Genomic DNA, 19,032 nt, shown 5'->3' with positions numbered 1-19,032 from the left:
GGCACGCCGCCACGGGCCATCCATGGCCCATCGCGGCTCTCCCGGCATCCATGCCGGTCGACCCACTCCACAGAACCTCCACTCGGCCTCCCGGAGGGCATTAGATCAAGAGCCGCCGAGGCGGCCGACCGGCCGGCCTGTTTTTTGGTGTTTCGCGCTGGTTTCAAGGCATTCGAACCACTACAAATTTTCGGGACTTTTCGCACAGGTTTGCCAATTGCTGTGGCCGTTGCTCCGCGCCTATAGTCTGCGCTCGCCTACAAGGCGACCGGGTTTGGCGACCTGGACAGCATCCGGTAACGTGTAGTTGTTATATATGGCAGAGCGTGTATTTTGCTCGCACTGCTTTATGGCAGCTGTACGTGGGAGATCTTCGGGTCTGCCGGGTTTCCTGGATCACCGGTTCGCCAACCCGCGTACAGCGGCCACCTGCTTTCGTTTGGCGACGAAAGCCGATGGCTCAAATACCTTTCCAGGAGCATCACTTATGACTGAACTTCCATTTATCCCGCTAACCGCAATCGACTGCACCATCCCTGCCTTATTGATTGACCGCAATGCGCCGGTGGATGTACTCCATGCCAATGCGGTGGCCCGTGTGTTGGCGGTAACCCAATTGATGGAAATCTTTTCCAGCCGAGAATTGCAGTTGGCGGATTCTGTTGATCTCAAACATGTAGCGACGGCGGCGACGCTTTTACTGCGTGATGGTTGCGACTTGTTGGACGTGTTGGGCTGGCGGTTGCAGCCTGAGTAAAACAGCCTTGCAACCTCGTTCCTGTAGCCGCTGAGGAGCGTAGCGAGGCTGCGATCGGTCGCGAAGCGATCGTAAATCCTGAGTCCGGGATTTACCTGATCCACCGTAGTGTCTGGTTTTACGACTGCTGCGCAGCCGGACGCTGCCTCGCGGAGCTCGTCAACGACTACAGGTTTTGTGGCACCCATAAAACTCAAACTTGGCAGGGAACATTGTGGGAGCGGGCTTGCCCGCGATAGCGTCACCGCAGTCAACCTGACAGGTCACGCCGCCTGCATCGCAGGCAAGCCAGCTCCCACAGGTTTTGTGGCACCCATAAAATTCAAACTTGGCAGGGAACATTGTGGGAGCGGGCTTGCCCGCGATAGCGTCACCGCAGTCAACCTGACAGGTCACGCTGCCAGCATCGCAGGCAAGCAATCTCCCACAGGTCGTCGTAAACCCGCTAAGCCCGATCCTGTTCTGGCGTATACCAGTGAACAACCGAGTCGCAATAAACATGTTTTTGCTTTTGCGTCACAAAGGGCGTGTCGAGCGTGCCCAGTGCGATGGAAATCCAGTCGGCGAATTCGCCTTCGGTGCGTGACCAGAACAGGGTTGAACCGCACTGCGAGCAGAACTCGCGCACGACCGTCGCCGAGGAAGCGTAGCCGGTGATCTTGTCAGCACCGCCCAGTATCTGCAGCGCACTGCGCGGCACGCTGGCATAGGAAGCAAATGCTGCGCCATGCCCTTTGCGACACTGGCCGCAATGGCAATGGCTCACTGCCTTTGGCGCCGCAAGCAGTTCATAGCGCACCGCCGCGCACAGGCAACTGCCCTGGTATACGTCTGTCATGGGTGCATCCCTGTACGTGTAAAAAGGCCAACTTAACGACCCCCAATCAAGCGGTCAACCGCAGGCTTTGCCCATGACCGACTGCATCACGGACATATTCAGCCACTGCCCGTAAACTACGGGCCGGGACGGGTTGAGCGAGAGGGACGGTGTATGTACATAGGTGAACTTGCCAGATTGTCGGGGTGCACATGCAAAGCCATTCGCCTGTATGAACAACAGGGCCTGCTGACCCCGCAGCGCCGTGGCAGTTACAGGCTGTATACGGCCCACCATTTGACCCTGGTGAAGATGATCCGCAGTGCCCAGGCGGTAGGGTTCAAGTTGCGCGAGATGAGCGAGTTGCTGGCCGCCAAACAACATCAGGCGGCATTTCCCCTGACGCTGGCCAATCAGGGCATCGAGGCCAAACGCCTGGAGTTGCAGGCGCAGATCCTGGCCTTGCAAAACCAGGAGCAGCAGCTGACGCAGTTGCAGGCACACCTCAACGTGCAATTCGCACCTGCGCCTTGCATCAGCGCGCCAGCAGGTACGCAAATGCCTGTTTAAGGGTGTTATGCGGCGAGCGCGGCTGATAGCCCAGCTCATGGGTGGCCTTGTCGATGGAGTAAACCTGCTGCACCCCATAAAACATCTGCACCTGGCTGCGCAGCAATTGGGCCGGTATGCCGGTATACCGTGCCTGTTGTTCCTGCAACCAGGCGATCAGTAATAACAAGGCTTTGGGCGCACGGCGCGGCAGGCGATAGCCGGGGCAAAGGGTATTGAGCGCCTCGATTATCTGCGCCAGTGATGAAGCCTGTTGATTGGCCAGTATGTAGCGCTGGCCGGGGCGGCCCTTTTGCGCGGCGCGGATCATGCCATCGGCCACGTCGCGCACATCGACAAAGTTGAAATGAAAGTTGGGGTCCAGCACCAGCTTGCGTGCCAGCACGCTGGCCAGAAAGCCCATGGTGTCAGTCAACCGCGTGGCATGGGGGCCAATAATTGCCGAAGGCAATACCGCAACCATGGGCAGATTACAGGTCTGTGCGGTGTCCCAGGCGGCTTGTTCAGAGAGTATTTTTGAGCGGTAGTACGGGTTTTGCTGATCGCTGTTCCAGCTGTTTTCATCCAGACGCTGGCCGTTGTGCCCGACCGCCGCCACGGAGCTGACGTAAACCACGCGCCGGACTCCAGCCTCGGCGGCGGCACGCAGCACGTTACGCGTACCTTGCACATTGATGTCGACGATCTCGGTTTGTGGGTTGTGCGCCCAGTGTTTGAATACGGCCGCGACCTGGTACAGCACATCCACGCCTTGCAGCGCCTTGCGCAGTGAAGCCGGGTCTTGCAGTTCGGCGCGAACCACCTGACAGTCGAGCCCATGCATGGCTATGCTGCGCTCAGGGTCGCGGACCCCGGCGCGTACGTGTTGACCTCGGCCGAGCAATGCCCGGACCAGGGTGTTGCCCAAATGCCCATTGGCACCGGTAACCATCGATAATGTACTCATGGGTTGCCTTTTTCCCTGACGGTAGAGCCTTGAACAGAACAGGCAGGGTGCAGGTTGTCCCAAGGGGCAGAGTCAAGCATTGGCACCCAGTGCACGGTTTTGGTGCCAAAAGGGCCAGATAAAACGGGTATTTGGCCATTATTTTGCTATCAGGTTATGATCGAGGCGATTTTCATCCAGGACACTCCTGATCTATGGCCGTCGACCTGCAAGCGCTCTATCCCAAACTGATCCATCTGATGCTGGACACGGTGTTTGTGGTCGACAGGGACAACCGCATTGCCTTTGTCAGCGATGCCTGCCAGGTCTTGCTCGGCTACCGTGCCGAGGAGCTGACGGGGGCCTTGATTACTGACTATATGCACCCTGAGGATCTGGCGGTTTCACGCGCCTCGATTGTCCGGGTCATGAACGGCCAGGCCCATGTCGATTTCCGCAACCGCTATATCCGCAAGGACGGCGGTGTGGTGCATATCCTCTGGGCCGCCTTCTGGTCTGAGGATGTCGGCGCGCGGATCGGTGTTGCACGGGATGTAACGGCCCTTGCGCAGGCCGAGGAAGAACTGCGCTTTCTCGCCCATCATGACCCGTTGACCAAACTGACCAACCGCTCGCTGTTCAATGACCGGCTGGACGCGGCCCTGCGCACGGCACACCGGCGCAAGAGCAGCCTGGCCTTGCTGTTTGTGGATATGAATGACTTCAAGGGCATCAATGATGTTCATGGTCATGCCGTCGGCGATCGTGTGCTGTGCATGGCTGCGCAGCGTCTGCAAAGCTGCGTGCGTGAGTCGGACACGGTGGCGCGCATGGGCGGTGATGAGTTCACCGTGCTGTTGACCGATATCGTCTCGCCAGACGACGTGGCCTGGAAGGTAGAACAAATTACTGCGGCGATGGCAGAGCCTCTGGGGGCTGAATTCGCTGGGATCAGAATGCCGTCCTGCAGTATCGGCATGGCCTTTTACCCCGTGGACGGGGAGGATGCCGATACGCTGCTCAGTCATGCTGATGGTGATATGTATCGGGTTAAAAGGCACGGTTCCAAAGCCGGGTAACAAGCGGGCAGGGGCCTGCGGCAATATGGCCTGAAAAATCGGATGGTTGTCTCTTCAACTTGCCCCTGTCTGCGGCTACCATGTGCGCCCTGGTTCTGCCTGGGCAGTGCTTGTCTTGAGCCTTGCCTGTCACTCCCCAGCCACGTCCGTGGCGTCGAGCGAAGCACGATCACACACTCCTGTTTTTTATTTCGCCCCGGCTTTTGCCGGCAGGCGCCGCTGTGCTTTTGCCCGAGCGGGTTATCCATTGTTCATTGAGGTTTTGAGTCAATTATGTCTGTGCAATTGCTGGCAATGGCGCTGGCGCCGTTACTTGGGCTGTTTATCATCAGTATCGGCAACGGCATGCTGGCCTCACTGACCACCCTGCGCCTGGACACAATGGGCGAATCGGCGACCATGGTCGGTATCGTTTCTTCGGCTTATTTTATCGGGCTGACCCTGGGCTCGATCTTCAATGACCGGCTGATCGTGCGTATCGGCCATATCCGCGCTTACAGCTGTTTCGCTGCATTGATTGCCACTTCGATCCTGTTCCAGGGCATGTCTTCGGAGCCCTGGACCTGGTTTGTATTGCGGCTGGTCAACGGCTGGGCCAGCGTCGGCGTGTTTCTGGTGGTGGAAAGCTGGTTGCTGATGGCGGCCGACCCCAAGATTCGCGGGCGCCTGCTGGCCCTGTATATGATTGCCCTGTACGGCGCGGGGCTGCTGGGGCAAGTCAATCTGGGCGCCATCGCCCTGACCGGTGACACGGTGCCCTTTATGATCGCCGCCATTCTGGCGTCGCTGTCGATGTTGCCCATTGTCATGTTGCCGCGGGCCACGCCGATCGTTGAGCGCGCCGAACCGCTGATGCCCTTGCAGTTGCTGCGTGCCACGCCCACCGGGGTGATCGGCTGCTTTGGCTCGGGCATTGCCATTGCGGCGGTGTATGCGTTGCTGCCGTTGTACCTGCAACGTATCGGCATGGACGTAACCGAAGTCGGGCACATGATGGCGTGGGTGATTCTCGGCGCCATGCTGTTGCAGTACCCGGTCGGGCGCTGGTCGGACCATCAGGACCGGCATCTGGTGTTGATCGTGCTGGGCGCTGCCTGTGCGATCTTGTCGCTGATCATCCTGATGCTGCCAGCGGGTTCGCCGTTGCTGGTGGTGGCGTTTTTCCTGCTGGGGGGCGGTATCTTCGCGATTTACCCGGTGGCGGTCAGCCATGCGGCGGATCGCGCATCATCAGGGGCGATTGTGAGCATGATTCAGGGCCTGCTGCTGATCAACTCACTGGGCTGTGCGATCAGCCCGCTGGTGATCTCGCCGCTGATGACCCGGTACGGTGAAGGCGGGCTGTTCTGGGCCCTGGCCGCGCTGAATGTGGCCTTGGTGCTGCTGTTTGCCTGGCGCCGTGCCAAAGGTTCGCAGCCAGTCACCGCAGCACCCTTTACCGCCGCGGCGCAAATGTCCGCGGTTGGCGTAGAAATGCGCGTGACCGAAGACTTGGCTCAGGCTGTATTTGAACATGAGCGCGAGGCCGATACGGTAGAATCAGAGGAACTCGCGCCGGCTGCCCTTAAAACCGGGACTTAAAGGTCAGGACGTGCACATCAGCCGCACCCTTTCGTAGTTCAGCGCCTTGTTGCGCTCGGGAAGTGAGTAGGGCGCCTGGCACTGCTGGTCTGCCCATTTGATGGTGAGGGTCGCAGCGTCGGTTTCTGTCAGGGCCAGGGCCTTGCCGCTCGGGTCGGCGATGGCGACCTGTTTGCCGTCCGCATCTTCCAGAGCTGCGCCAAACGGCAGTGGAGTCCCCTGTGCATCGAACAGCTCAAATTGCACCCGGCGCCCGGTCTTGCCGATATAACGCGCAACCACCACCGCGCCACGGCGTGGCACCACTTGCTGGGAGGCGTTGTCGATTTCGATCTCTGCACCCAGGTCGCGGGTGTCCAGGCTTATCCAGTTGACCCGGTACGGCTGCGCGTTGGGCACCACCGCATAGCCGTTGGCACCTGTGGTGGCACCGCTGTAACTGCCCACCTTGACACCCGTTACGCCGGGCACCTCGGCGAGGGCGAAGGTTTCGCCGACGCTTTGCCCCAGGTTGATCCCGCCTGCGTGGGCCACTACGGAACCCGCAAGGTTGAGGTTTTGCGTGTTATAGCCCCGGCCCTGGCTGTAGCCACCGCTGATATCCATCACCGAAGTCCGTGTATTCAAGCTGAGCGAACCGGAGCTGCCACTGGTGTCGCTGTTGCCGGCTTGCAGCGAGTAATAGGTGTCGCTGTTCTCGGACACGTAACCATTGATCCCGGCCTGCGTGCTGCTGCCGGATTTCTGGCTGGTGGCAGATAGGTATGCACGCGGGGCTCGCGGTTGTGAACCCAGCGGGAAAGAAACTGACAGGTTGACCAGGGTGTCGTTATTCGACGGCCCATAGTTGCCGATGTCCTTGGTGTAACTGGCGCCGAGGTTGTAGCTCATGCTGCCCCAATAGTTGCTGTAGCCGGTGGACAGGCTGCGCGAACCACCGCGGCCCCAGTAGCGCTGGTCGCTGGCGTTCAGGTAAATGCTGCCATATTGCTGGTTGCGGCCGATGCTCTGGTTGATGGTTACGTCGGTGCGGGTCTTGGAGCTGCTCCTGAGGGTTTGCCCCTCGGCGCTGAGCGCCTGGACGTGATCGGTCAGGGTCCGATAGCCCTCGGTCGAGTAGCGATAGGCGGCCAGGGTGAAGGTGGTGTCGGTGCCGCTAAAGGTTTTGGCATACAGCGCCCGCAGGCTGTTGCCCCGCAGTGATTGGCCGGGGGTGCGGCTGGCCGAGTGGGTCAGGTCCACCGAAACTGCGCCGATGGGGGTGTTGCGACCCGCGCCAATGGCCAGGGCCTGGAAGTTTTCCGTGGTCTGCAGGCCGACAATGCCGGTCAAGTTGCTGCTGATGCCATAGGCCAGGGTACTGCTGACAAACTGCGGCGATGCCAGGTCATCACTGTTGCTGTTGTAGCGACCCGCCGACACGCTGTATTTGAGCTGGCCTTCACGGACCATGATCGGCAGGCTGGAAAACGCCTGCAGGGTCACCCGGCGCTGACCATCGGCTTCGATCACGGTCACTTGCAGGTCGCCATTGGAGCCGCTGGGGTAGATATCGCTGATTTCAAAAGGCCCTGGCGGCACGCTGGCGGTGTAGAGGATGTAACCGTTCTGGCTGATTTCCACGGTGGCGTTGGTTTGTGCCACACCGCGGATAATCGGTGCATAGCCACGCTCACTGTCTGCGCGCATGCCCTCATCGGATGCCAGTTTCAGGCCGCGATAGCGCACGCTGTCGAACACGTCGGTGTCGGAGAAAATATCACCGGCACTGAACTGGCCCTTCAACGCGGTAACGTCATGTTGCACATAAGTGCGGTTGCTTCTGAAGCGGTTGGGCTGGCCGGTGGCGGTGCTCAGGTTCGACTCGTTGCGCAACCGCCAGGCGCCCAGGTTGATACCGTTACGCAGGCCCAGGTTGTTGGAGTGGGAGGTGGCGGAGCCGGTGCTGTTACGGTTGCTGCTCAACTGGTAGTTGAAAAAGGCGGCTGCCACGCCGTCATCCCAAAGTGCAGGGTCGACATAACCGCGCATGCCGCGTTGCATGGCCTTTTGCGGCACGCTGACCATCAGCCGCAGGCGGCTGGCGTCGTAGCGTACAGTGGCGTGTTCGATCATTGACGGCAAGTCGTAGCAGGCTTGAGGATCGTCGCTGGGCAGTTTGCCGGCGGCCTGCAACTGGGCCATGTCGATGCCTAGCTGTTGGAGCATTTCCAAGGTCAGGCAGGGTTCGACTTTGCCACTGGCTGGCGTGCGGCGGAACTCGATATCGCGACGGCCTACCAGCGTCTCGTTGCTGTACAGATCGACACGATAGTTGCCCGGCAATACGCTGTTGGCGGCCAGCAGCAGTTGCAGATCCACCGCTTGTGCGCCTTTTAGAAACGAGGTGTTGAACTGCGCGAATTGCTCTGCTTCGGATGCAACGGCAAGCCCCGGCAAGGTACACAGGAGGATGATCAGTAATGGGCAAGTATTGGATAGCCGCGCACAGTGAGTGACACCGTGATCGGATCGGCTGTTGATGATTAATAACATGCAAATAACCTGTATCACCCCCGGCTAAGTACAACTACGCGGAGTGAAAGAAATACCAAGAAGAGCGGCGGCTTTTCAGATCGCCGTATTAAGGAGACTCTTTGTTTAATTGGGCTTTGGTCGTGTCAGTGCTGACCAGTTGTGAGGTATAAGCATCTTGTGCACCAAAGTCATTAATACTGGCGAAGGTTAATTTGGCACTGCTGGATGAACTGAACTGTTTGAGCGGGAAATCTTTTTGTTGGCCTGGAGCAATCATGATTGAATCAGCGGCCAGTTCCGTGGCCGTTCCTGACCTAAGGGTGATATCGCTCATTGAAACGTGATAAGCCCCGGGGTTTTTAACCGTTAGAACCGTATGGTCAGAGCGACTTTGCAATTGCCACAGCAACTCGGTCGGTGCCATGTAGGCGTGCCCGCGCAGCCCGGCCGGGCGAAAGAACAATTTGATGCGCTGGCGCACGGCCAGTTGCAGGGTGTTCTTGATTTGCGATGCCTGGGGGATTTCCTGGACATTGAGCCAGAGCACAGATTCTCTGTCGGCGGGCATGCCGGCGCCTTCATAGATGATGCGCAGCAGCTGTTGCTCCTGGCCGGAGATCCTGGCCAGCGGTGGCGTGACGGCAAAGGGCACGGCAGCGGCTTCGTTGTCGTTGTCGACCCAGGACTGGATCAATACGTCGTTACCACTGTTACGCACGGTGATGCTGGCTTCCTTGTACTTGCCGTCGAAAATCAGGCGCGTGGAGCTCAAGGAGATGCTGGCGGCCGCCTGGCTGACTGCCAATAGACCAAGCAGGCCCAGGCCAAAAGACATTAAGGGGCGATAGAACATAATAATTACCGGTGGGGTCAAAATATGTGCAGGGTGCAAGCACCCTGCACGGGTTGGGTGCCTACCAGTAGTTATTCGTATTGCAAAGTGAACGGCAGGGTTGCGTCAGCCTGGCCAGCTACGACGGTTGTCAAGTCAGCCGTGGTGACGTAGGCCGCAGAGAATTTCAGCGAGGTGCTGCCATCCTGCAGGGTGTTCTCAATACGCGCAGTGGTCGGCGAGTTGAGGTTGATGATCGCGCCGTTGGCGTCGAGCAGGGCGATACCGATGTTCTTCGCGGCACCCAGGCCATCGATCAGTTTCAGTACGCCAGTGCCTTCGTAGACACCCGAACCTGTACCTTTTTTCGGTTCAAAGATCAGTGCCACTTTGGTGCCGATATTGCAGTTGACCTTCATGCTGAAGTTCTCTGCACTCAGCTTGCCGCTCCCCTTTGGAGCCGTCGCAGTACCCATGTCCTTGATCGAAACTTCACCCATGGCAACGGAAATGGTTCGGTCATTGCTTTCGCTTTCAACCGAGCAGGCATCATTGTTGATAGTGCCGGTGAAGTTGATGGTACCGCTGCCACCTTTGGTCGGCGTTACGGGTGGGTCTACCGCGAATGCACTGCCGGTGGTTGCGAGAATGGAGAGGGTAATAAACGCCAGGGAGAACTTTTTCATGATCAATTTCACTATATGTGTTGAAGGGGTCAGTAACTGACCAGAACACGATATAGAGCCAACATACAGGTCGGAATCAGACGATCCTTAGAAGAGTTGCACGGGTATTAACATAATGGGCTGACAGGCTTTCAAGTGGCCGGCAGTTGGGCTGCAGCAAGTTATTTTACACGCGCTGATAGTCGGGTTAATTGAAAAGCTGGCGCTCGATACAATAAGCCAGCAGATCCTGGTCACTGCTGACTTCCAGTTTGCGCATGGCCGAGATTTTTTGCGTACTGATGGTTTTGGCACTTCTGTTCAGGCCCCGGGCGATGTCATTGACACTTTGGCCGGTGATAAACAGGCGTAATATTTCGTGCTCTTTGGCTGAGAGCCTGGCGAAACGCGTATCCAGGGCCGCAGCCTCTATCACCGAAGTGGCTGCTGGCCCTTTAGTCTGCAATGGATTACCCAGGGCGACGGCCTTGAGCGCCGCCTGGATTTCGTCATGCAATTGGCACTTCTGGATCACTCCGATCACGCCGAGTTCTTGCAGGCGGGTGAGGATCAGCGGGTTGGAAATCATCGTCAGCACCAGAATATCCACAGACGGGTAATGGCGCTTGAGGTACTCCACCAGTTTGAGGCCGTCACCATAGGGCGAGTCGGCAGGCATGTTGAAGTCGGTAATCACCAGATCCACGGGCAACTGCTCCAGCAAAGCGACCAGATCGTTCGAGCATGTCGCTTCGCCTACCACGCAAAAGCGTTGATCACGCTCCACCAGTTCGCGTACGCCCACCAGTACGATGGGATGATCATCTGCAATCACAACGTTGAGTTTTTCCATGGTGGATTATCCGTAGGGAGACATTGATGGGGACAAAGGGGGGATCATTGCTGTGAACTCAACAAATCGCCCAGCTGTTCTAGCAGCTGGCGAACTTCCAATACCAGGGCAGGGGTAAGGCTAAAACCGGTCAAGCGGCATTCCAGCCCGGCCAAAGCCCTGGCCAGAGCGTTGAGCTGCACCGCGCCCAAGGCCCCGGCAATACTGTGCAGTTGCCGGGCAACTGCGTTGGCATCATCGTCGTCCAGAGCCGCCAGCGTGATGTGCAGATCTTCCTGCAGGGTACTGACAAACAGTTCGCGCATTCTCGGTGACAGCTGCAGCCGACCAGGAGTGGCCACCGGGGCTGGATTTGCGGCGGCGACCATAACGGGCTCAGCCGTTGTTGTCTTGCTGTATTTTTCCAGGTGCGCGCGCAAGGTCTGCAGGCTCAACGGCTTGGCTATCCAGGCGTTCATGCCCACGGCGGCGCAGCGCTCATCTTCATCGCGCAAGGCGTTGGCGGTAACGCCGATAATCGGCAGGTCGGCATCGCGCCCGCGCAGGGCCGTGGCCAGTTCATAGCCATTGAGGATGGGCATGTTGACATCGGTCAGAACCACGTCGAACCGACCGGGCAGCCACTGTGCCAGGGCCTGTTCGCCATTGGCGGCCACCACCACCGAGCAGCCGAGGGCTTCGAGTTGCTCTTTGATGATCGCCGAGTTGATGAGGTTGTCTTCGGCCACCAGAATGCGCAGATCCAGCTTGCGCAGGGTTTTGCCGAGCACGGGCGCGGTCTGGCCGGTGGCGCCCTGTTGTTCCAGGTAGATGGCCCAGGCAATCGCGCGAATATCGTGCAGATCGACTTCCCAGCCTGCACCCGTGTGCTGCGCAGGGTTGCGGCCACCCGCCGTGGCAATGATCTGCGGGCCACTCCAGGGGCGCCCGTTACCGTCCGGCGCTACCTCAAGGAGCATTGTCGACTGCGCTGGATCAAGGCTTATCGGGCGGCTATCGACGCCGAAACGGTTGAGCCAGGCGCAGAGGTGCTGTGTCAGTTCCGGGGTCTGCGAGCGCACCTGGACACAGGGAGCCGGGGATGTGAACGGCGGCAGGTCGGGCAGTGCACCGGGTCTGATTTCAAGGGCCAGTTGCAGGCTGAAGCTGCTGCCCAGGCCGGGGTCGCTGACCATGTCCAGCTCGCCGCCCATCAACTCTGCCAGCCATTTGCAAATGGCCAGGCCCAACCCGGCCCCACCCTGGGTGGTGGCGTCGCTGGCCTGGTAAAACGGGTCGAACAACTGCTGTTGCTGGGCCGGGGAAATACCGATGCCCGAATCGCTGACCTGCCAGGTCAGCAAGCACGTGCCGGCCTGTGTCTGGACTGTATGGACGCGCAGCACCACCCGGCCGTTTTCGGTGAACTTGATGGCATTGCTCAACAGGTTGTTAAGCACCTGGCGGATGCGCAAGGGGTCGCCACGCACCTGGTCCGGCAGCGTCGCATCAATGCAGGCATATAGCTGCAAGCCTTTGCCCAGGGCGAGGGCACTGTAGGTGTGAACGCAGTCTTCGATCAGTTCCAGGGGGCAGAAGTCCCGGGCTTCGATGGTCATCTGCCCGGCCTCGATCTTGGATACGTCCAATACGTCGCTGATCAACTGGAACAGGGTGGCGGAGGAGCGCTGGATGGTGTGCAAGTAGTTCTGTTGGCGCGATGCCAGCGGGGTGAGTTCCAAGAGTTCCAAAGTACCGAGAACCCCGTACAACGGGGTGCGGATCTCGTGGCTCATGGTCGCTAGGAACCGGCTTTTGGCCTCGTTGGCCGAGTCGGCCACCTTGCGCGCGGCCTCCAGTGCCGCCGAGTCTTCAATATGCCGGGTCACATCATGAACGGCGCAGAGCCAGGCATCCTGAGCTTTGTAGCGGGTGCCAACAAAGGCCACATGCAGATGGCGCCCTCCCAGCTCCAGATCCGCCTGGCCGGGTTCACTGAGATCATGTTGCTGGCTGAGTTCGTTGATCAGGCGCTCAGTGTCCTGGCCGTGTTGGGCTATCTGGTTTTCCAGCAGCACCTTATGATCACTGCGCCGCACCACGCACAGGCCGGTGGGCGCAGTATCGATCAGCGCGCGGCTGAAGGCCTCGCTTTCAGCGATGCTTGTGTGGGCCTCACGAGCAGGCAGCACCACGGTATTGCGGTACCAGCGATTGAATGCGCGCCCGCAGCCCAGCCCTGCAAGAACCAGTGCCAACAGGCATAGCAATGGCCAGAAGGCGTGATTGAGGAAGGTTTTGAAACTGATGACGTAGATGGCTGTCCACGGCTGTTCACCCGGGCTGCTCAGCTTCATGACCAGGCCTTCATGGCTGATATTCATCCCCTCATGCAGCGTTTGCCCGGGCTTGAATTCGCCGACAAGCGCTTCACCGGAGGGGGTGATCAGGGTGAGCCGGTCGTAGATCGACCATTGCATAAGCCGCTCGATATGGTTGATCTGCGACAGGTTCAGAAGGGTGGTCACCACCATCGATGGCTCGGTGTCCTGAATGCCTGGTCGGGGCTTGGACAGCTCGACATTGATAAAGGCCAGCAGTATCGGTGATGTGTCTTCACCGGCGAGTGGCCGGTACCGAGCCCAATGCACAGGGTTGTTCAGTGGTTGCGCGTTGGGTTCCTGCAAGCGCTGTGTGAGCTGCTTTATCACCTCGGCAAGCCTGCCGGCCTGTATCTGCCCGTCACCGCGCAATTGTCCGGAGGCAGGAACCACAATACTGAAGTTGTCCGGCAGTTTAAACAGGATGACTTGCGGTGCTTGATAGTGTGACGCTGACCAGAAGGCCCCGTAGTAGTTGCTCAGGTAGGTGCCCAGCGCAAAGATGTTCGCATGCCGGCGGGCTGCGATAGTGTCCGGGTTGATCCTGACGCTGAACGGCAGGGAAAACGAAAACTCGCGGCCTTCATAGAAATCCGGCCCCTTGTCGGGCGCGGGCTTGAGCTGAAACAGGGGCAAGGTAGCGTGAAAGTCAAAATTATCTCTTTTGCTTTTGAGCGCAATGTTGCTCAGGAATGTTTCCTGCTCATGGATATTCTCCATCAGGCGGGTAAAGTGAAAGCTTATGGTGTCGCGCTGTTCTTCGACCATGCGCTGTACCCCCACATAGCTGATGCCCAGCAACAGCAGCACCAGCGCGCCGAGCACTATCAGGCTTTTATTGCTGCGCAGGGAGCTGCTGGCCAATTTCTCCAGCAGGGCATTGGGGTGACTCATTGAGCAGCGCTGCGTGCGGTGGGTGTATAGGCGTTGGGCACAATGACCTCTGAAGCAATCGACGTTGAGAACACTATCGTGCGGTTCAGTAGGCGTTTGCCGGGCCGTCATGGGTCAGCAACTGCTGGAACTGATCCGAAGAGACAGCATGGGAGATCAGGAACCCCTGGACCTGAGTGCAGTCGATCTTACGCAATAGAGCAAGTTCCTGTGCGGTTTCTACTCCTTCAGCGACCACCGTCAAACCCAATTGCCGGCCGAGCCTGACAATGCTGGTCAGCGCCTGGGCCAGTTCTTCATTGTTATTGCAGCCATGCACCAGTTCGCGGTCGATCTTCAATTCGGTAAAAGGCGCCGAAACCAGATTCATATAGGAGCTGTAGCCTTTGCCGAAATCATCCTGGGACAGGCCGAACCCCTTGATCCGCAGTCGGCAGGCCCCGGCGTAGAAGTTGCTGATGTCATCGGGCACCGAACACTCCATCAGTTCAAAGCAGATCTTGCCCGGCAGGCCCTGATGCTCTTGCACAAAGGTCAAAATGCGATCGGGCAGGTCGTGGCTGTTGAGCAGATGGGTCGGCAGATTGATCGATACCGGGATGTCATAGCCCTGCTGGCGCCAGTTGGCCTGGGCCGCGATGGCTTGCTCCAGCACCCGCCAGAGCAGGCGTTCTTCGAGGCCAAGGGCCTTGAGTGCAGGCAGGAAAATGCCCGGCAACAAAAGCCCGTGCTCGGGGTGCATCCAGCGCACCAGCGCTTCGGCGGAAACAATACGGGCATTGGCCAGGGCTTTTTTCGGTTGGAACCAGGCTTGCAGCTCTCCATTGTCCAGTGCCTTGAGGATGGCCTTGCGATCGATGCCCGGCGTGGGCTCGAACGGGGCGGCCTGACGCAGCGCCAGCAATTGATCGATCAGGCAGCGCAGGGCCGCGGCATTGACCGGTTTGGAAATAAGGCCGATGACTTTCACCTGCAGGTTGCTTGCCACCAGGCTGGCCCCCATCAACATGCGCCGTGATGCGGCACTCATGATCGCCAGTGCCGGGCGCGTGCGCAGGGCGGCAAGGCCCTGGATAAACTGCACGCCATCCATGCCGGGCATCAGCAGGTCGGTGAGCACCAGGTCAAAATTGCGCTTTTTCAGGCACTCCAGCGCCTCCTCGCCATCCCTGGCTGACTCCAGATGAAAATCCCCAAGCTCGCTGAACAGATTCTGCAGATACAGATGCTGGAAGGGGTGGTCTTCGACAATCAAAATGCTACAGGGCTTCATGGGTGACTCGTTCGTAAGGAGCCAGGCAGTTGAACAGGGCTCGCAACGTAAAAGGTTTGACCAGGCAGTGATTCATGCCGGCCGCAAGGCAAAGGGCTTCCTCGCCGCGCATGGCGTTGGCGGTAGCGCCGATGATCGGGGTTGTGCAGCCCAGACGGCGCAACGCTTCAGCCAGTTGGTAGCCGTTGAGCCTGGGCATATTGACGTCGGTGAGTACGATGTCGAATGCCGTGCTGTGCCACAGTGACAACGCCTCTTCGCCGTTACTGGCCAGTTCCACGGTGCAGCCGAGTTCTTCAAGTTGGTCGCGCAGGATCAGTTGATTGATGACGTTGTCCTCGGCGACCAGAACATGCAGTTGCAGCCTGCGCAGGTCGCGCTGCGGGTGTTGTTTCTGCGGTTCGAACATCTGCTGGCCCAGGGCATGTCTTACGGTTTGTTGAAGTGCATGGAGATCGTTGATATTGACCTTCCAGCCTTCGTCCCCAAGCTGCGGCTCATGGGTGCCGTCGCTAGTTGCCAGCACCAGCGGGCCGGTCCATTGAGGTGCCAGACGCTGCTCGAACGGGCCGGGGTGCAGTTCGATCAACAGGCAGTCGGGGCCAAGGTTCATGCAAGGCGGCAGACCGATTTGCGGGTGGGCGCCCCAGCGTCGCAGCCAGCCGCTGACCGACTCGGCCAGTTCGCGGATGGGCGAGATGATATAAACGGTAGCCTGGCTCAGGCTTGTGCTTGTGTCCTGCAGAACGCTGGTGGAGGGCTGTTCCAGGGGCAGGGTCAGGGTAAAACTGCTGCCCAGCCCCGGCTCGCTGACCATGCGCAGGGTGCCGTTCATCAAATGGGTCAGGCGCAGGCAGATCGGCAACCCAAGGCCAGTGCCGGCGACCACATTGGTGTTGCCTTCGGTCTGGTAGAACGGCTCGAAAATCAGCGCCTGATTGGCGCGGGCGATGCCTTTGCCGGTGTCCGAGACTTGCCACTGCACACTGGCGCGCTCACCTTCACGGCTGAGCAATTTGACCCGCATGACCACACGCCCGGTGTCGGTGAACTTGATCGCGTTGCTCAGCAGGTTATTGAGGATCTGACGGATCCGGCTGACATCGCCGATCAGCCGGTCGGGCAACATCGGATCGAGGCAGGCGTAGAGTTGCAATTGCTTGCTTTGCGCGGCGGCGGCGTAACCCTGCACCACTTCACGTATCAACCCCAGTACCGAGAACTCGCTCCACTCCAGGGCCAACTGGCCGGCCTCGATTTTCGACACATCCAGTACATCGCAAATCAATTGCAGCAAAGTCTGCGACGAGCCCTCGATGGCCCGCAGGTAGCTGTTCTGCTGGCTGTCCATGCGGGTGCGGGCCAGCAATTCCAGGGTGCCCAGTACGCCATACAGCGGCGTGCGGATTTCGTGGCTCATGGTGGCCAGAAACAGCGTCTTCGCTTCGTTGGCGCTATCGGCCAGTTGACGGGCCTGTTCCAGGGCCGCTTCGATCTGGGTGCGGGTGCTGATATCGCTGAAGGCACACAGCAACACCTCTTCGCCCTTGTAGCGGGTGGGCACGCAACTGAGGTACAGATGGCGGCCGTCAACGGTTTCGAAGTAGTCGCTCAGGGACGGCTGGGCAGGGTCGAAGGCGCGGCAAATCCAGCCAGGACTCAGGTGTTCGCGCTCACCGCCCTGATCAAGCCAGTGGTGGGCCAGGGTGTTTTCCAGCACTACCTGGCCGTCGCTGCGGCGCAACACGCACAAGGCCACGGGGGCGGTCTGAATCACATCGCGGCTGAACAGCTCGCTCTCCACCAGCGCCTGAATACGGCTGATGGCCGGGTTAATAAAACGCTGTTCGATACGCCGGATCAGCAGCCATACCAGGCTGATACTGAGCAGGCAGAACAACAGGGTGCCGGCCAGCTGCGGCCACAGCGCAGTGAGCACAGCGCGCAGATCAATGGAATAGACCAGGTGCCAGTCCGAAGACTTCAGTTGCTTGCGTAACACCAGCTGTTCTGGCAGCCAGCCGGAGCCAACCAGGCCGAAATAATCTTGCTGATTGACCGCGCGCAGATCCTGGCTGGAGGTTGGCCTGGAGCTGTTGCTGAACAGCGGCACGCCATCGAAATTGAACATGGTGAACTGCCCCGCATCATTGTCACCCAGGGCCATGGCGACTTCCTGCTCGTCCATCTCCAGGCCCAGCCAGCCGGAGTTCGGGTCACGTTCATCGAGGCGAATGAAAATATACAGTTGCTCGCGACCTTCGCGGCTTTGGGTCAGCCAGAGTTCGCGCAGGGTAGAGCTGTTGTCGCGCTTGAGGGTGTCCAGCCGGGTTAGAAGATCCGCGGGGAATTCACCAGCCGTCCCGGTGGCCGTGTACAGGCGTGTCACTTCGGCCTCGGCACCGCTGCTGATATAGATCAGATTGAGCTGCTGGGCCTTCAGGTAGTCGCGCATGCGTTGGGTCAGCCAGATGCTCCACTGCCTGGCGGGTGTATGGCCCAGCACCAGGTGAACCTCCTCGGCAGAGGCAACCGGAAAAGCTCCGACCGGTTTGCGTGTAGCCGCCAGGCTCAGGCTTTTGAGCAGGGCTTCACGGGTGGTGAAAAAAGCATGGGCCTCGGCAATCGCACCGCTCATGGCGCTGCGCCGCTGGGAAATCTCATTGTTGAAGGTAGACAGCAGAAAGCTGTAGGCCCCGCTCAGAATGCCAGTCAGTAACACCAGGGCAAAAATGCGCAGCAAGCGCCGTGCAGCGTCAGGGCTGGAAAGGATAGGGCTGATCTGATGGAGGCAGGACGTCAATCTCATGCCGCCACTTTAGGCAGGGGCGGTGAGGCGCAGAATCAGACGATCCTTAATCTGCTACAGGTAGCTGACGATAAAGGTTACTTCGGTGTTGGCGCTGCCAGGTTGGGTCATGCCTTCGGCCAGGCGGTAGTAAGCCGCCGAGAGCGGTATGGTGAAGTTCTTGCCCGTGGTATTGAATGCGGTGAACGGGTAGGTGGTGTCCAGGGCCAGGGGCTGGCCTGCGTCATTGAGCAATTGCAGGCCGAAACGGGGTTTTCTTCGGGTATCGGTGACTGGATGGAAAGCCGGCGTGGCGCCAGGGCGACAGTGCCGCTGGCGGATGTGACCGACTGAGTGGCAGCAATGCGCCCCCGCAGGGGCGCACCGATCAATTCACCGGCATTTGCGGGCGACGTTTGACGCGACGTTTGATAAATACGGCAATTACGATCAATACCAGCGCCAGAACGCTGAAGAACACCGTGTTGAACCACGGGAAGGGTTCGTCGCGGCTATTGGTGGCTTCGATCGCGGTGATATTGGGAAATACCGAGAAGATCTTGATCCGCCAGCCGTAGTAGCGGATCAGCGCCAGCTGGTTGGCATCACGGGAGTACCCCTGGGCCTTGGCCTGGATATCGGCAGAGTCGAACTTGAAATACCAGGGGAAGGACCAGCCGGTATCTTCGTTGCGATACACCATGACTTCCTTGGTGACCGGGTCTTCAGTGTTGATGAAGTACACATCCCGGGTCGGGCCGTCTGCCGGGTTTTCTGCGCTGATCACGCCATTGTGATCCATGCGCTTGACCTCAACCCCGGTGACCATCACCACATCGTGCTGGGGCAGAAAGTAAAACAGCCCAAGCCCCACGGCGCCGACTGCAAGCAGGATGACGCCCAGAATGATGCCCTTGAGCCACTTCATGCAAAAACCACGTACATATCAATTATTCCTGATGACTGTTGATTGAACTTGTGGCGCAGCTTATCGCAGGCTGCCCAAGGGACTACAAGGCTTGCATGCGCTGGCTACATAATTTGTAGCATTTTAGTCCTTCGTTTGCTTGTCCTGCGCCGTAAAGCGCTGAGTTGTCTGATCACGAGCCTGGTTTCAAAAT

The 19,032-nt window shown here is 59.0% G+C and carries 15 protein-coding genes; 4 read left to right on the top strand and 11 right to left on the bottom strand.

The features are described from left to right. The first annotated feature begins 487 nt into the window (after window positions 1-487). On the top strand, window positions 488-757 hold the full coding sequence (locus ACZRMH_RS12265; RefSeq protein WP_464013612.1) for a short-chain dehydrogenase: 270 nt from the start codon (window positions 488-490) through the stop codon (window positions 755-757). 445 nt (window positions 758-1,202) lie between these two features. Here the strand turns inward: ACZRMH_RS12265 and ACZRMH_RS12260 are convergent, their stop codons facing one another. Next, on the bottom strand, window positions 1,203-1,595 hold the full coding sequence (locus tag ACZRMH_RS12260) for a GFA family protein (protein WP_464013611.1): 393 nt from the start codon (window positions 1,593-1,595) through the stop codon (window positions 1,203-1,205). 153 nt (window positions 1,596-1,748) lie between these two features. Here ACZRMH_RS12260 and ACZRMH_RS12255 point away from each other — a divergent pair, with 153 nt between their 5' ends. Next, the gene (locus ACZRMH_RS12255; protein ID WP_464013610.1) at window positions 1,749-2,144 is read left to right on the top strand and encodes a MerR family transcriptional regulator; all 396 of its coding nucleotides are present in this window, start codon (window positions 1,749-1,751) and stop codon (window positions 2,142-2,144) included. On the opposite strand, the gene ACZRMH_RS12250 is transcribed toward ACZRMH_RS12255, so the two are convergent. After that, a complete protein-coding gene (locus tag ACZRMH_RS12250; RefSeq protein ID WP_464013609.1) occupies window positions 2,110-3,090 on the bottom strand; it encodes an NAD-dependent epimerase/dehydratase family protein in 981 nt (326 codons plus the stop codon). The genes ACZRMH_RS12255 and ACZRMH_RS12250 overlap by 35 nt on opposite strands. Before the next feature lie 194 nt (window positions 3,091-3,284). Here ACZRMH_RS12250 and ACZRMH_RS12245 point away from each other — a divergent pair, with 194 nt between their 5' ends. Beyond that, entirely contained in the window at window positions 3,285-4,148 is an 864-nt protein-coding gene (locus ACZRMH_RS12245; RefSeq protein WP_464013608.1) for a diguanylate cyclase domain-containing protein, read from the top strand. Between the two features lie 273 nt (window positions 4,149-4,421). After that, entirely contained in the window at window positions 4,422-5,729 is a 1,308-nt protein-coding gene (locus ACZRMH_RS12240) for an MFS transporter (RefSeq protein ID WP_464013607.1), read from the top strand. A gap of 3 nt (window positions 5,730-5,732) precedes the next feature. Here ACZRMH_RS12240 and ACZRMH_RS12235 read toward each other — a convergent pair whose 3' ends face one another. The 9 genes from ACZRMH_RS12235 to ACZRMH_RS12195 form a co-directional block, all read right to left on the bottom strand. Then, window positions 5,733-8,264 carry a fimbria/pilus outer membrane usher protein gene (locus ACZRMH_RS12235; protein ID WP_464013606.1) on the bottom strand — a complete coding sequence of 844 codons (2,532 nt, stop codon included), beginning with the start codon at window positions 8,262-8,264 and terminating at the stop codon, window positions 5,733-5,735. 88 nt (window positions 8,265-8,352) lie between these two features. After that, a complete protein-coding gene (locus ACZRMH_RS12230) occupies window positions 8,353-9,099 on the bottom strand; it encodes a fimbrial biogenesis chaperone (RefSeq protein ID WP_464013605.1) in 747 nt (248 codons plus the stop codon). A 71-nt stretch (window positions 9,100-9,170) separates the two neighbouring features. Beyond that, complete coding sequence (locus ACZRMH_RS12225) at window positions 9,171-9,764, bottom strand: fimbrial protein (protein ID WP_464013604.1); 594 nt, start codon at window positions 9,762-9,764, stop codon at window positions 9,171-9,173. A gap of 187 nt (window positions 9,765-9,951) precedes the next feature. Next, window positions 9,952-10,596: a response regulator gene (locus ACZRMH_RS12220; RefSeq protein ID WP_464013603.1), complete on the bottom strand. Its 645-nt coding sequence runs from the start codon at window positions 10,594-10,596 to the stop codon at window positions 9,952-9,954. Between the two features lie 44 nt (window positions 10,597-10,640). Continuing rightward, complete coding sequence (locus ACZRMH_RS12215) at window positions 10,641-13,850, bottom strand: hybrid sensor histidine kinase/response regulator (RefSeq protein ID WP_464013602.1); 3,210 nt, start codon at window positions 13,848-13,850, stop codon at window positions 10,641-10,643. Window positions 13,851-13,935: 85 nt separating this feature from the next. Next, complete coding sequence (gene pvrR / locus ACZRMH_RS12210) at window positions 13,936-15,123, bottom strand: response regulator cyclic di-GMP phosphodiesterase PvrR (RefSeq protein WP_464013601.1); 1,188 nt, start codon at window positions 15,121-15,123, stop codon at window positions 13,936-13,938. Then, entirely contained in the window at window positions 15,110-17,932 is a 2,823-nt protein-coding gene (locus ACZRMH_RS12205; RefSeq protein WP_464013600.1) for an ATP-binding protein, read from the bottom strand. Before ACZRMH_RS12205 ends, pvrR begins: the two co-directional genes overlap by 14 nt. Window positions 17,933-17,986: 54 nt before the next feature. Further along, window positions 17,987-18,166: a hypothetical protein gene (locus ACZRMH_RS12200; RefSeq protein ID WP_464013599.1), complete on the bottom strand. Its 180-nt coding sequence runs from the start codon at window positions 18,164-18,166 to the stop codon at window positions 17,987-17,989. A gap of 133 nt (window positions 18,167-18,299) precedes the next feature. Beyond that, window positions 18,300-18,839, bottom strand: coding sequence for a DUF1523 family protein (locus tag ACZRMH_RS12195; protein WP_095038049.1), 540 nt, complete (start codon window positions 18,837-18,839; stop codon window positions 18,300-18,302). Window positions 18,840-19,032: the final 193 nt, after the last annotated feature.

Source organism: Pseudomonas sp. B414, from assembly GCF_055408445.1.
This window is presented reverse-complemented; position numbering and strand designations above follow the sequence as displayed.

Excerpts from the sequence above, each read along its gene's own strand:
- ACZRMH_RS12245 (WP_464013608.1), top strand. The coding sequence starts at position 3,285 with ATGGCCGTCGACCTGCAAGCGCTCTATCCCAAACTGATCCATCTGATG.
- ACZRMH_RS12265 (WP_464013612.1), top strand. The coding sequence starts at position 488 with ATGACTGAACTTCCATTTATCCCGCTAACCGCAATCGACTGCACCATC.
- pvrR (WP_464013601.1), bottom strand. The coding sequence starts at position 15,123 with ATGAAGCCCTGTAGCATTTTGATTGTCGAAGACCACCCCTTCCAGCAT.
- ACZRMH_RS12240 (WP_464013607.1), top strand. The coding sequence starts at position 4,422 with ATGTCTGTGCAATTGCTGGCAATGGCGCTGGCGCCGTTACTTGGGCTG.
- ACZRMH_RS12205 (WP_464013600.1), bottom strand. The coding sequence starts at position 17,932 with ATGAGATTGACGTCCTGCCTCCATCAGATCAGCCCTATCCTTTCCAGC.
- ACZRMH_RS12255 (WP_464013610.1), top strand. The coding sequence starts at position 1,749 with ATGTACATAGGTGAACTTGCCAGATTGTCGGGGTGCACATGCAAAGCC.
- ACZRMH_RS12195 (WP_095038049.1), bottom strand. The coding sequence starts at position 18,839 with ATGAAGTGGCTCAAGGGCATCATTCTGGGCGTCATCCTGCTTGCAGTC.
- ACZRMH_RS12225 (WP_464013604.1), bottom strand. The coding sequence starts at position 9,764 with ATGAAAAAGTTCTCCCTGGCGTTTATTACCCTCTCCATTCTCGCAACC.
- ACZRMH_RS12220 (WP_464013603.1), bottom strand. The coding sequence starts at position 10,596 with ATGGAAAAACTCAACGTTGTGATTGCAGATGATCATCCCATCGTACTG.
- ACZRMH_RS12250 (WP_464013609.1), bottom strand. The coding sequence starts at position 3,090 with ATGAGTACATTATCGATGGTTACCGGTGCCAATGGGCATTTGGGCAAC.
- ACZRMH_RS12215 (WP_464013602.1), bottom strand. The coding sequence starts at position 13,850 with ATGAGTCACCCCAATGCCCTGCTGGAGAAATTGGCCAGCAGCTCCCTG.
- ACZRMH_RS12230 (WP_464013605.1), bottom strand. The coding sequence starts at position 9,099 with ATGTTCTATCGCCCCTTAATGTCTTTTGGCCTGGGCCTGCTTGGTCTA.
- ACZRMH_RS12260 (WP_464013611.1), bottom strand. The coding sequence starts at position 1,595 with ATGACAGACGTATACCAGGGCAGTTGCCTGTGCGCGGCGGTGCGCTAT.
- ACZRMH_RS12235 (WP_464013606.1), bottom strand. The coding sequence starts at position 8,264 with ATGTTATTAATCATCAACAGCCGATCCGATCACGGTGTCACTCACTGT.